This window comes from Rhodococcus sp. T9N (genome assembly GCF_024436645.1).
Taxonomy (GTDB): Bacteria; Actinomycetota; Actinomycetes; order Mycobacteriales; family Mycobacteriaceae; genus Rhodococcus_F; species Rhodococcus_F qingshengii.
In genome coordinates this window covers 1-12,727 of sequence record NZ_JAMSKS010000003.1, presented here as the reverse complement: position 1 = coordinate 12,727, position 12,727 = coordinate 1, and the positions used below count along the sequence as shown (strand labels likewise).

Below are 12,727 nucleotides of genomic sequence, written 5' to 3'. Positions count from 1 at the left end.
TGACTGGTTCACGACACGACAACTGCCCACTCCTGAGTCTGCCGAAGGATCGTCATGGACGCCGTTACCAATGTCCCCCACCCAGCCAACGAACCGGTGAACAATTACGCGCCGGGAAGCCCGGAACGATCGCGCCTCCGTACGAAACTGACCGAACTGGCCGAATCGCCGACCGACATCAGGCAGGTCATCGGCGGCATCCACCGAACTGCGGAAGGTAAGCGAGAGAGCGTTGTTCAACCACACCGTCACAGTTCGGTGCTCGGATCGTATGCGGGCGCAACCCACTCGGACGTTCGTGATGCCATCGACGCCGCCGCACTCGCCGCCCCGGCCTGGCGCGACCTCTCGTTCGACGACCGCGCTGCGGTCTTCCTCCGCGCCGCCGATCTACTTTCCGGCCCGTGGCGCGAAACCATCGCCGCCGCAACAATGCTCGGCCAGTCGAAGACCGCATACCAGGCCGAGATCGACGCGCCCTGCGAACTGATCGACTTCTGGCGTTTCAACGTCGCTTTCGCACGTCAGATACTCGCCGACCAACCCGTTTCCGCTCCGGGAGTGTGGAATCGCGTCGAATATCGTCCACTCGAAGGTTTCGTCTACGCGATCACTCCCTTCAATTTCACCGCCATCGCCGGAAATCTCCCCACAGCACCGGCCCTGATGGGCAACACCGTGATCTGGAAGCCGTCACCCACGCAGGCCGTCGCGGCGTACCTGACGATGCAACTACTCGAAGCTGCCGGCCTCCCGCCCGGGGTGATCAATCTTGTTCTCGGCGACGGCCCCTTGGTGTCCGAGGTCGCGCTTGCCGACCCCCGACTGGCGGGTATCCACTTCACCGGATCCACCGCAACGTTCCAGCGTTTGTGGCGTGAGGTCGGAGCCAACATCTCGAACTACCGGACGTATCCGCGTCTCGTCGGCGAAACCGGCGGCAAGGATTTTGTACTCGCACACAGTTCCGCTGACCCGGACGTACTCACGACGGCATTGATTCGCGGGGCCTTCGACTACCAGGGCCAGAAATGTTCGGCCGCATCACGGGCGTTCATCCCGAAGTCGGTGTGGGCCAAGATGGGCGACACGTTCATCGACACTGTGTCGTCGCTGAAGTACGGAGACGTCACCGACCTGACGAACTTCGGCGGCGCCGTCATCGACCAACGTTCGTTCGACCGAAACGCCGCCGCGATCGTCCGCGCCAAGTCGACCAGCAGCCTCACCATCGCAGCAGGCGGCGACTACGACGACCGTGAAGGATTCTTCATCTCACCGACGGTCCTACTCGGTGACGACCCGAGCGACGAAGCCTTCAGCACCGAGTACTTCGGTCCCATCCTTTCGCTTCACGTCTACGACGACTCCGCACCCAATGCCTACGCCGACATCCTCGCGCGCGTCGACAGCGGATCCGCTTACGCCCTGACCGGCGCCGTGATCGCCACCGACCGTGCGGCCGTCGATCAAGCTCATCATGGTCTGCGGTTCGCCGCCGGAAACTTCTACGTCAACGACAAGCCGACGGGAGCGGTAGTCGGACAACAACCCTTCGGAGGTGCGCGGGCTTCCGGTACCAACGACAAGGCCGGTTCGCCGCAGAATCTGCTCCGTTGGGCGTCGACACGCACCGTCAAGGAAACCTTCGTTCCTCCCACCGATCATCGTTACCCCCACCAGGACGTCGATCCAGCCGAGAGCGAGAACCGTTGATGAGTGCCGTCTCGCTGAGCAACCCACTGCGCCCGGTACTCCTCGCGGCGGCACGCTCGTCGCGACTGGAGAAGACAGTCTCCGGGATGACCTTGACCCGCAAGCTTGTAGACAGGTTCGTCGCCGGGGACGCGGAACCCGCAGCGATGTCAGCGGTGCGCAACATCCTCACCAGTGGCCGGTTCGTGACGGTCGACTACCTCGGCGAGGACACCACCGATCCGGCTCAGGCAACAGCTACCGTCGACGCCTATCTCTCCCTTCTCCGCTCGTACGCAACGCTTTCCGAGATTGCCGGGACGCAACACTCCCTGGAGGTTTCGCTCAAGCTCTCCGCGTTGGGGCAGTCACTTCCCGGTGACGGCGAGAAGATCGCCCTGGCGAACGCTCACCGAATCGTCACAGCGGCAGACGAAGTGGGCGCGTGGGTCACCGTCGATGCGGAGGATCACACCACCACCGACTCGACACTGTCCATCGTCGAAGAGTTGCGCCGCGACTTCCCGACGCTCGGCACGGTCCTGCAGGCGTACCTACACCGCACCGAGGCCGACTGCCGGCACTTCTCCGGATCAGGTTCACGAATTCGGCTGTGCAAGGGTGCATACAAGGAACCGGCCGGCGTCGCGTTCCAAAAGGCCGCCGAAGTCGACGCGTCGTACGTGCGTTGCCTGAAGGTCTTGATGGAAGGTGACGGATACCCGATGGTGGCCTCCCACGATCCCACCATGATCGACGCCGCCCTCGGACTCGCCACACTGACCGAGCGGACAGCCGCGGATTTCGAGTTTCAGATGCTCTTCGGCATCCGCGACGGCGAACAACGCAGATTGGTAGCCGAAGGCAATCACCTGCGGGTCTACGTTCCCTACGGCAGCCAGTGGTACGGCTACTTCATGCGTCGCCTCGCGGAAAGACCGGCCAACCTCATGTTCTTCATGCGCTCACTCGCTTCCAACAACTAGACACCGGAAACCGGTGGCAGCGGTGGCAACTCGAGGTTCTCGCGAAAGGTATCGCCGACGTAGTCGGATCCCACGATTCCGCGCTTGCGTAGTTCCGGCAGCAGCCCGTTCGTGACGAAATCGCGTGTACGCGGATCCGCAAGGTCACCGAGCGTGATGACGTCGAGTACGCCCGCGTCGTATCGTTCCTCGATCGCGTCCGCGAGCTGTTCCGGGGTGCCCGCCGCTGCCCAGTGGCCGGTGTCCTTGGACGCGATGATCAACTCACGCAGAGTCTTTCCTTGTGATGCGAGCTTGCCGAAGATCTCGACCCGGCCCCGCCGTCGATTCACCGACGACGGGTCCGGCAACAACGACTCCGGGATCGGCCGATCCAGCGGCAATTCCGAGAAATCCACGCCGCCGCCGAACATATCGGCAAGCCTGGTGCGTCCGGCGTCGAAGTCCGTCGATTCCTCGGCTTCTCTGACCAATCGTTCGACTTCGGCTTCGGTAGCGCCGTACGTTGCGTGGAACGAGCTGAAAATCAGTGGCAGTTCGTCCCCACGCCCCAACTCTGCCGCCCTGGCGCGGATCGTCTTCGTGTAGGTGACCGCGTCCTCGAAGGTTGCGAGAGAAGTGAATACGACCTCCGCGAAGCGAGCACCCAGTTCGATACCCCCGGCAGATTGGCCTGCCTGGAATTGGACCGGACGACGCTGCGGCAGGGATGGAATGTTCAACGGCCCCTGTACGGTGAAGTACTTGCCTCGGTGCTCGATGGGGACCACCCTCGACGGATCTAGCACCGCAGAGCCCTCTCCCCGGATCAAGGCGCCGGGCTTCCAGCTGTCGAAGAGCGCGTTGACCACCTCGAGCGATTCGGCCGCTCGGGCGTACCGCTCCTCCGGACTCGGCAGGTCCAGGTCGCTGTAGTTCTCTTCTCCGAGTGAGGAAGTGACGGCATTCCATGCGGCTCGACCATTGCTGACGTGGTCCAGGGTGCCGAACAACCGTGCCAGGTTGAATGGGTGATGAAACGTCGTCGTGACGGTGGCGATGAGCCCCACATGGGTGGTGACCGCACTCAGCGCGGCAAGGAAGATCAACGGCTCCTGCGCACCGATCGCGCCCTGCGCGCCGAAACTCAGCAGGTCGGCGGCAAACAGTCCGTCGATCTTGTTCGCCTCGGCCGTCTTTGCGACGTCGATCGCGGACGCGACCGTCGACGTCGTCGGATCGATCGCTGCGTCGTAGATACTCACCGCCCCGCTGACACCGGTCACCGTCTTGAGTGGACGCCTACGATCGGCCACCGACCATCCTCCTGGCTTCGCGAAATCTGTTCCGAATTCACAACGCTAGACCGATCCTGGCTCCCGACAAGGTATTCACTCAGCCTGGTTCTATCCCTCCGAACGCCGCTTGGTCACGCCCCGGATTTACGGGCACGATAGGCGGCGACGTGCGCCCTGTTCCCACAGTTTCCGGTGTCGCAGTATCGCTTCGAACGATTGCGCGACAAATCCACGAAGACCGCTTCGCAGTCCGGGGCCTCACACCATCGCAACCTCGAGAATTCGTCGGTTCGGATCAGATCGAGCACACCCATCGCCGCTTCTGCGGCCATCCGGTCCACCAGTGGCGAATCGTCAGCGGTGACGTGCAGGTGCCAGCCGAGGTCGTCGTGCCTGGTGAGCCGCGGCCTCGCGCCCGATTCGAGTAGCAGTGTGTTCACCACCTCGACGGCGTCGTCCACTCCCGCGGCTTCCCAGAACTTTCGCAGTCGTGGACGCAGCGCACGAACCGCCGTCAATTCCTCCGGTGTGCCGTCCCGCCTGCCGGTCCAGCGATCCGCGTCGAGAAACCGTGTCAGCTCCTCTTGATCCGGAAGCAGTTCGGCCCCGCCGCGGGCCGTGTTGACCAACGACGCGGCGAAGACGAGCGCCGATTCCGTGTCACCAGCAAAATGCACTTTGACTCCTGAGCCGTATCAACCTAATGTCAGCATCGTAATCGCTTTTACTCCTGACGGGTGACGACGTGAACTCTCGCAACGGCTTGATCTTCGCTCTGCTGTCCGCGGCAACGTTCGGCGTATCGGGCCCGTTCGCGAAATCTCTCATCGAATCAGGGTGGTCCCCCGGCGGCGCAGTGTTCGCGCGCGTTGCCGGCGGCGCACTGGTGATGATGGTGATCGCCGTAGCCACCCAATGGCCTCGCCTACGACAGGTGAGCACCCACACGCGAACGGTACTGCTGTACGGGGTGTTCGCGATCTCGGGCGTTCAACTGTGCTTCTTCAATGCCGTGCAACATCTTTCGGTCGGCGTCGCATTGCTTCTCGAGTACCTTGCACCGATCATCGTCATCGGGTGGGTGTGGATAACCAAGGGCGCACGTCCGAGCGTGCAGACGCTTCTCGGTGCGGCGGTGGCCTTGATCGGCGCCGCCGTGGTGATCGACGTCTTCGGATCGGCAGAGATCAGTGCCGTCGGAGTCGCCTGGGGACTGGCCGCCGCGGCATGCCTTGCAGTCTATTTCGTCATTTCCGAACGTGCGGACGGTGATCTCCATCCTGTTGTTCTCGCGGCATCGGGGCTCACGGTCAGTGCAGTGGTCATCGGCGCACTCGGACTCGTAGGCGTCCTCCCCCTCCAGTTCTCGGCCTCGAACTCCGTCGTGGCAGACCATTCGGTGAACGTGTGGCTGCCGGTGGTGGTCCTGGTCCTGGTCAGCACTGTCATTGCCTATCTCACCGGCATCGCCGCGATCACGCTGCTGGGGCCGACAATCGGGTCTCTGGTAGCGCTGACCGAAGTGCTGTGCGCGGTCGTCGCCGCGTGGATCCTGGTCGGGGAATCCGTCACCGCACTCCAAGCTGTAGGTGGCGCAGCAATCATCGCGGGGTTGGTCCTCGCGCGCCTCGGTCAGGTTGCACCGAAACAGATACCGGCCGACCCGATGACAAATGTCATGGCAGAAGAATGACGGACGGACGAGGGATCACGACCTCGAAGCGAGCAGATTCTATGTATGACCTCAACACAGGCACGGCATTCACCACAGGCACTGCACACACTCACTGAAGGATCGGCACACGACGCCGTCCGGTTGACCGGACTTCGCAAGAGTTTCGGAACCGTCGACGCCGTCAAAGGTATCGACCTGAGCATCCGCCCCGGCGAGATCGTCGCGTTCCTCGGCCCGAACGGCGCAGGCAAGACGACAACCATCGACATGATCCTCGGCCTGTCCCGGCCGACGTCAGGCGAGGTGAGCGTCTTCGGAATGTCACCTCGATCGGCGATTGCCCGCGGACTCGTCTCGGCAGTCATGCAGACCGGCGGACTACTGAAAGAGCTGACGGTTGCCGAGACTGTGCAGCTGACCGCCAGCCTGTACTCCCAATCCCGTCCGGTCGACGAAGTGCTGGGGAGAGCCGGAATCCTCGACATCTCCGATCGCCTGGTCAGCAAATGCTCAGGCGGACAACAACAGCGGTTGCGATTTGCGATGGCGTTGCTGTCGAACCCGCAATTGCTCATTCTCGACGAGCCCACCACCGGCATGGACGTCGAAGGGCGTCGGGACTTTTGGTCCGCCATCCGCGCCGACGCAGATCACGGTCGCACTGTGCTTTTTGCGACGCACTACCTCGAAGAGGCCGATGTCTACGCCGACCGCATCATCCTGGTCAGGCAAGGCACCGTGGTCGCAGACGGGACCACCGCCGAGGTCAAGGCGATGGCGTCCGGACGCACCCTGCGCGCGACTGTTCCAGGCATCACCGACGAACTCCTGCGAGCCATACCGAACTCCGACGCCGTCGAGGTGCGCGGTGAGTCACTGCTCGTGCACTCGGGTGACACCGATGCCGTTGCACGGTTCCTGTTGACCAATACCCAGGCTCGCGATCTCGAAATCGTCTCGCGTGGCCTCGAAGACGCATTCATCGCACTCACGTCGAACAACTCCGAAGGACAGAAGTGATGACCACTGCAACCGAAGCGAATACCTACGGAGCCGAGCGAACCGTCGTACCTCTCGGCGGATTCAACACGACGCTACTGCGACTGGAATTTCATCGCCTGACTCGCAACCGGCGCACGATGATCTTCACGCTCGTCATGCCGGTTGTCTTCTTCCTCGTCTTCGGTCTCGGTCAAGGCGACGACGACCACGGGATCGGGCACGGCAATGTCGCCGCGTACATCATGATCAGCATGGCCCTGTACGGCGCGATGCTGGCCACCACCAGCGGCGGCGCGATGGTCTCGATCGAACGAGCGTCCGGGTGGAGCCGACAACTTCGGCTGACTCCCCTGACCCCGGTCGCCTACATCGCCGTCAAACTGATCATGGCGATGCTGCTCGGTCTCGTCTCGATTCTCGTGGTCTACGTCGTCGGCGCGTTCACCTCGGCGCAGATGGACGGATCACTCTGGTTCACAACGGCATTGATCGCCTGGCTGGGATCGTCGATCTTCGCGGCCTTCGGCCTGTTCATGGGGTACCTACTCCCCAGTGAGAACGTCATGCAGTTGCTCGGACCGGGACTGGCTCTGCTCGCATTCGGCGGCGGACTCTTCGTACCACTCACCGACGGTTCCGTATGGGCGACCATCGCACAGTTCACCCCGATGTTCGGCATCAACGCCCTCGCCCACGCACCGTTGACGGGCAATAGCATTCACTGGACCTGGATCGTCAATATCCTGGTGTGGTTCGCCATCTTCGCCGGCGGAGCGATCTGGCGGTTCCAACGAGATACGGAGCGTGTGTAGTTGTCGCAAACGACTGACCGAGAAGATTCCGTCGCGCTCCCGCGGCGGAATCGTTTCGGCGTTCTCTTCGCGGCGGTCTGGATGGTATTTCTCGGCGGGCCGCTGATCGAGGGATGGAATCTGCGCGACGAACTGCGCGGCTGGACAGGGATTCTCGCGACGGTCGCCTTCAGTGCGCTCTATCTCTACACGTTCGCCACAACGCAGCAGCGGCGTCGAATGACAATGACTCGGCCGACGATTCGCGAAGCTGCACTGGCTTTGGCCGCCTTGACCGCGTTGGCCGCCGTGATGATCGTGAGCGTCGGGCCGACAGGTTTGGCAGCAGCACCGTACCTCGCGGTGACAGCGGTGACACTGTTGCCGACCGTCGCCGGCGGCATTCTCGCCTTGGTGTTCGCGGCCTCCGTGGAGATAGTCAGCCTCTCGTCCGGATGGGGGAACTACTCCGGACTCTCACTCGGAGTCTGCGCGGCCGCGTTCGCGACCTGGGGAATCATGTCCCTGATCAGCCGCAACTTCGCCATACTCCACGAACGCGAAGAGCAGGAGCAGCGGGCAATCATGGAGGAGCGAACGAGGATGGCGCGGGATCTGCACGACATCCTCGGGCACTCGCTGACCGTCATCACGATCAAAGCCGAACTGGCCAATCGCCTACTCGATGTCGATATCGAACGTGCGCGCAACGAACTCGACGACCTCGAAAGGCTCTCTCGAGACGCGCTGGCGGACGTGCGCTCGGCCGTCGAAGGATTTCGTGGGATTTCTCTTCCCGTCGAGATAGCCCGAGCGCGAGAGGCATTGCGTGCGGCTGGTATCGAAGACGACGTGCCGAGCAGCACCGACATGGTTCCCACGCGTCTTCGGGAACTCTTTGCATGGACGATCCGTGAGGGCGTCACCAACGTCGTTCGACACAGCGGTGCGACCCACTGCCGGATCACGGTCGACGAAAATAGTGCGTCGGTCGTCGACGACGGACGAGGGGCCGAGTCGACGTCTTCCGGAAACGGTCTGATCGGATTGCGCGAGCGCGCCGGAGCGTCGGGCGCACGAGTGATCATCACTCATCCCCAGCCGCAGGGGTTTGCACTTCAGGTAGTCGAACAGGAGACAGAGTGAACAGCCAGGGCGATCGAGCAACCATACGGCTGCTCTTGGCGGACGATCAGGCGCTCGTGCGAGGAGCTTTGGCCGCGCTGCTCGATCTGGAATCCGACCTGTCCGTGGTGGCCGAGGTCGGTCGCGGCGACGAGGTGGTGTCCGCCGTTCTCGAACACCGCCCGGACGTCGCGCTTCTGGACGTCGAGATGCCCGGCATGGACGGAATCGCCGCGACGGCGGCCCTCCGCGAGGCAGCACCCGACACCCGGGTTCTGATCGTCACCACGTTCGGCCGTCCCGGATTTCTTCGTAAAGCCCTGCACGCCGGGGCCGGCGGGTTCGTCGTCAAGGACACCCCCGCCAGGCAGCTTGCCGACGCGGTCAGGCGTGTCCACGCCGGACTGCGCGTCGTCGATCCCACCCTTGCGGCCGACAGCCTCGTCAGCGGCGAGTCGCCCCTGACGGAGCGTGAGACCCAAGTACTGCGCGCCGCTCACGACGGCGCACCCGTGGCAGCCATCGCAGGGGCGCTCTTCTTGTCCGCAGGGACAGTTCGAAATCATCTGTCATCCGCGATGGGTAAGACGGGTGCGTCGACGCGCGCGAAAGCCGTCAGAATCGCCGAGTCGAACGGCTGGCTCTGATCCGCGCGTCTGGAATCGCCTTCCCCGGCAAATAGTTCGCCGTTCGATTCGTGATGGCGATTTGTCCAGATCACTCAAAGTAGGGACCTTCTACCCTAGGGATTTTCCCTGCAAACGACCGCTTCGCGAGAATCCGAAACAGCTAATCGTTCGATACCTGGCTATGATGCAGTTAATTGAACCGACGGAGCCTGTGCGTAGCGGGGGAAGGGACGTCTCATGTCGAACCAGTTCAACGATCGCTTGAACTCGCTGTTCGAGACTGCCGACTTTCACGTCACCAACGCGATGGTCGTTCGCGGCATGACCGAGTTCGGCTGCCGCATCTCGACGCCGTACCTGTCGCAACTGCGCACCGGCGTCCGAACCAATCCGTCACCCGAAGTGGTTGCCGCCCTCGCCCACTTCTTCAAGGTCCATCCGGACTACTTCTACGCCCCGTCCGATCACACTCCGCCCGCGATCTCAGGTGGCGAGGCAGACCTCTCCCTCCTCGAACAGCTGCACAACGTGCGCCTGCGGAACCTCACCTCCCGTGTCGTCGACCTCTCACCGTCTTCACAGGATCTGCTTGTCGAAATGGCGGAGAATCTACGTTCCTCCGAAAATCTTCCGCGCGTACCACCGGACTCGAATTCCTACATGTCACGCGCATAGCGCCCTTCGCCGACTCTCCTTGACTGCTCAGGGAGGGTTGGCCTTATGCTGGTCGATGCAGCTGGTTCGCCCGGCACGGTCATGAGGAGCCCCGAAGACCGGTCCCGGCGTCGAAGCTCCGTCAGCGCAAGCTGTCGGGGTGAGAGGGAACCCGGTGAAAATCCGGGACTGTCCCGCAGCGGTAAGCAGGAACGACCGCCGTTCATGTGCACTGGGCATCCGCCTGGGAAGCGACGGCCAGTAGGTTCGATCCAACTCGATCGAGTGCCCGCGAGTCCGAAGACCTGCCGACTGTGTCGGGCACGCCGTGCCCGACGGTCCACCGCCTCGTGGAATGGGCGTGTAGATCTCCATCGGACCTCGCGTGCGGTGCGGGCAGTGCTGCCCGCTGAAACTCGGGGTCTCGTGAGGTATACCCGTCTGCCGGCAGTGGCCATCAGTGCATTGGCAATCTGGAGAAACTCCGTGACAACAACATTCACTTCGACCGTGCTGGGCTCACCGCGCATCGGTCCTCATCGAGAACTCAAGCGGGCAACCGAAAGCTACTGGGCAGGGCGCATCGACGCCGACGCCCTGCAGGCTGTCGCCCGTGACCTCCGTCGGCAGGGCTTGGCCGACCTCCGTGACCTGGGCCTCGACTCCGTCCCGGTCAATACCTTCTCCTTCTACGACCAGATGCTCGACACCGCAGTTCTTCTCGGCGCGCTGCCCGACCGCGTCGCGTCGGTCGCCGATCCGTTGGACCGCTACTTTGCCGCTGCCCGTGGGACGGACACCATCGCGCCGCTCGAAATGACGAAGTGGTTCGACACCAACTACCACTACCTGGTGCCGGAGATCTCGCCGTCCACCACGTTCGCACTCGACCCGTCCAAGGTCTTGTCCGAACTGGCAGAAGCACTTTCCGACGGCATTGCAGCCCGCCCGGTCGTCATCGGACCGGTCACCTTCCTGCTGCTCTCGAAGGCTGTCGGCACTGACGAGCCGCTGCTCTCGCGACTCGAAGAACTACTCCCCCTCTACGCGGATCTACTCGGTCGGCTCGCGAAGGCCGGTGCGAGCTGGGTTCAGCTCGACGAACCGGCCCTCGTGGGCGATCGCACCGACGAGGAAATCGAAGCGGCACGCGCTGCGTACGAACAGCTTTCAGCGCTGTCCGAGCGGCCGTCGATCCTGTTGGCGTCGTACTTCGGTTCGCTGCGTGAGGCGCTGCCCGCGCTTGCGTCCACCGGCGTCGAAGGATTTGCCGTCGACCTGGTGGCCGGTCAGGATTCGATCGGCTCCGTCCCCGAACTCGCCCGCAAACTGGTCGTCGCCGGCGTGGTCGACGGACGAAACATCTGGCGGTCGGATCTGGATTCGGCACTGAGCACGTTGGGTGCTCTGTTGGGCAGCGTGGATACTCTTGCCGTCTCCACATCGTGCTCCCTGCTGCATGTTCCGTACACTCTCGACGCAGAGGCCGATGTCGACAAGGCCCTGCGCTCGTGGCTCGCGTTCGGCACCGAGAAGGTCAAGGAAGTAGTAACTCTCGCAACCGCTCTCACACAGGGCCGAGAGTCGGTGGAGGACGAGTTCGCTCTGGCACGAGCGGCCGCGTCGACCCGCAAGGACGATCGCAGACTCAATGATGCGAGTGTTCGGGGACGCCTGGCCGCCGTGCTGAACTCGGCGACCGGTCGCGCGCCCGCCGCCGAACGTCGCGCTGCCCAGGACGAACTGCTTTCTCTGCCGCCGCTGCCCACGACGACTATCGGTTCGTACCCGCAAACCTCGAAGATCCGCATCGCTCGCGCAGCACTGCGCAAGGGCGAGATCGACGAAGCCGAGTACGTCAACCGTATGCGCGCCGAAGTTGCCGAAGTTGTTGCGCTCCAGGAAAAGCTGGACCTGGACGTTCTTGTTCACGGTGAGCCGGAACGCAACGACATGGTCCAGTACTTCGCGGAGCAGTTGGACGGATTCTTCGCCACCGCCAACGGTTGGGTCCAGTCGTACGGCACCCGCTGCGTGCGTCCGCCGATTCTGTACGGCGACGTCTCCCGACCGAAACAGATGACCGTCGACTGGATCACGTACGCGCAGTCCCTGACCGACAAGCCGGTCAAAGGCATGCTCACCGGACCCGTCACCATTCTGGCCTGGTCGTTCGTCCGCGACGACCAACCCCTCGCCGACTCGGCAAATCAAGTCGCACTGGCCATTCGAGACGAGACCGTCGACCTGCAGGCCGCCGGAATCGGAATCATCCAGGTTGACGAACCGGCTCTACGAGAACTACTCCCACTGCGTGCCGAGGATCAGCGTGCCTACCTGGACTGGTCGGTCGGCGCCTTCCGGTTGGCTACCTCGGGCGTCGCGGATTCCACCGCGATCCACACGCACCTGTGCTACTCCGAGTTCGGAGCGGTGATCGGCGCCATCGCCGGCCTCGACGCGGACGTCACGTCCATCGAGGCGGCGCGCTCACACATGGAGGTCCTCGACGATCTCAGTTCGGTCGGGTTCGACCTCGGCGTCGGCCCGGGTGTCTACGACATCCACTCGCCGCGGGTGCCGAGCGTCGACGAGATTGCCGAATCCCTGCGTGAGGCACTCAAAGCTGTTCCTGTCGAGCGGTTGTGGGTCAACCCGGACTGCGGTTTGAAGACCCGCGGTTCCGTCGAGGTCGAGGCGTCACTGCGTAACCTCGTCGAAGCCGCGAAGTTGGTACGAGCGGAGCTATAGGGGCAAAGCCCCGGTGCGGCATTTTTGTTGTGGGGCCAAACAAAAAAGCCCCCCGGGGGCAGGGCAAACACGGGTTTGCCGAAAGCACAAAACCCGACCCCCCAGGGGTGCCACCCGGGGCGGTATCGCGCCCCCGGGTGTA

The 12,727-nt window shown here is 63.1% G+C and carries 11 protein-coding genes and 1 riboswitch; of the genes, 9 read left to right on the top strand and 2 right to left on the bottom strand.

Annotated features, from left to right (window positions below):
• Positions 1 to 54 precede the first annotated feature (54 nt).
• Positions 55 to 1,716 (top strand): L-glutamate gamma-semialdehyde dehydrogenase, encoded by a 1,662-nt coding sequence (gene pruA, locus M1L53_RS06435; RefSeq protein WP_054188899.1) that lies wholly within the window; start codon positions 55 to 57, stop codon positions 1,714 to 1,716.
• A complete protein-coding gene (locus tag M1L53_RS06430; protein ID WP_030535313.1) occupies positions 1,716 to 2,681 on the top strand; it encodes a proline dehydrogenase family protein in 966 nt (321 codons plus the stop codon). The genes pruA and M1L53_RS06430 overlap by 1 nt, the downstream gene beginning before the upstream one ends.
• Here M1L53_RS06430 and M1L53_RS06425 read toward each other — a convergent pair.
• Both M1L53_RS06425 and M1L53_RS06420 read right to left on the bottom strand, forming a co-directional pair.
• Positions 2,678 to 3,976, bottom strand: a complete 1,299-nt coding sequence (locus M1L53_RS06425) for an NtaA/DmoA family FMN-dependent monooxygenase (protein ID WP_050654749.1) — start codon at positions 3,974 to 3,976, stop codon at positions 2,678 to 2,680. The two genes, M1L53_RS06430 and M1L53_RS06425, sit on opposite strands and share 4 nt — an antisense overlap.
• Before the next feature lie 113 nt (positions 3,977 to 4,089).
• On the bottom strand, positions 4,090 to 4,635 hold the full coding sequence (locus M1L53_RS06420) for a CGNR zinc finger domain-containing protein (protein WP_003939872.1): 546 nt from the start codon (positions 4,633 to 4,635) through the stop codon (positions 4,090 to 4,092).
• A gap of 68 nt (positions 4,636 to 4,703) precedes the next feature.
• On the opposite strand from M1L53_RS06420, the gene M1L53_RS06415 reads away from it, so the two are divergent.
• The 7 genes from M1L53_RS06415 (at position 4,704) to metE (ending at position 12,585) form a co-directional block, all read left to right on the top strand.
• A complete protein-coding gene (locus M1L53_RS06415) occupies positions 4,704 to 5,651 on the top strand; it encodes a DMT family transporter (protein WP_054188900.1) in 948 nt (315 codons plus the stop codon).
• Positions 5,652 to 5,696: 45 nt separating this feature from the next.
• On the top strand, positions 5,697 to 6,653 hold the full coding sequence (locus M1L53_RS06410) for an ABC transporter ATP-binding protein (protein WP_003940598.1): 957 nt from the start codon (positions 5,697 to 5,699) through the stop codon (positions 6,651 to 6,653).
• Positions 6,653 to 7,447, top strand: a complete 795-nt coding sequence (locus M1L53_RS06405) for an ABC transporter permease (protein WP_007733595.1) — start codon at positions 6,653 to 6,655, stop codon at positions 7,445 to 7,447. The genes M1L53_RS06410 and M1L53_RS06405 overlap by 1 nt, the downstream gene beginning before the upstream one ends.
• Entirely contained in the window at positions 7,448 to 8,572 is a 1,125-nt protein-coding gene (locus M1L53_RS06400) for a sensor histidine kinase (protein ID WP_042451298.1), read from the top strand. It begins immediately after the preceding gene.
• A complete protein-coding gene (locus tag M1L53_RS06395; RefSeq protein WP_054188901.1) occupies positions 8,569 to 9,198 on the top strand; it encodes a response regulator transcription factor in 630 nt (209 codons plus the stop codon). The genes M1L53_RS06400 and M1L53_RS06395 overlap by 4 nt, the downstream gene beginning before the upstream one ends.
• Before the next feature lie 219 nt (positions 9,199 to 9,417).
• Positions 9,418 to 9,855 (top strand): helix-turn-helix domain-containing protein, encoded by a 438-nt coding sequence (locus tag M1L53_RS06390; RefSeq protein WP_003940179.1) that lies wholly within the window; start codon positions 9,418 to 9,420, stop codon positions 9,853 to 9,855.
• A 105-nt stretch (positions 9,856 to 9,960) separates the two neighbouring features.
• Positions 9,961 to 10,162: riboswitch (cobalamin riboswitch) on the top strand.
• Between the two features lie 158 nt (positions 10,163 to 10,320).
• Positions 10,321 to 12,585: a 5-methyltetrahydropteroyltriglutamate--homocysteine S-methyltransferase gene (gene metE / locus M1L53_RS06385; protein WP_042451509.1), complete on the top strand. Its 2,265-nt coding sequence runs from the start codon at positions 10,321 to 10,323 to the stop codon at positions 12,583 to 12,585.
• Positions 12,586 to 12,727: the final 142 nt, after the last annotated feature.

Bases quoted from the DNA above. Each gene is read 5' to 3' on its own strand.
- pruA (WP_054188899.1), top strand. From the start codon at position 55: ATGGACGCCGTTACCAATGTCCCCCACCCAGCCAACGAACCGGTGAAC.
- M1L53_RS06430 (WP_030535313.1), top strand. From the start codon at position 1,716: ATGAGTGCCGTCTCGCTGAGCAACCCACTGCGCCCGGTACTCCTCGCG.
- M1L53_RS06410 (WP_003940598.1), top strand. From the start codon at position 5,697: ATGACCTCAACACAGGCACGGCATTCACCACAGGCACTGCACACACTC.
- M1L53_RS06405 (WP_007733595.1), top strand. From the start codon at position 6,653: ATGACCACTGCAACCGAAGCGAATACCTACGGAGCCGAGCGAACCGTC.
- M1L53_RS06390 (WP_003940179.1), top strand. From the start codon at position 9,418: ATGTCGAACCAGTTCAACGATCGCTTGAACTCGCTGTTCGAGACTGCC.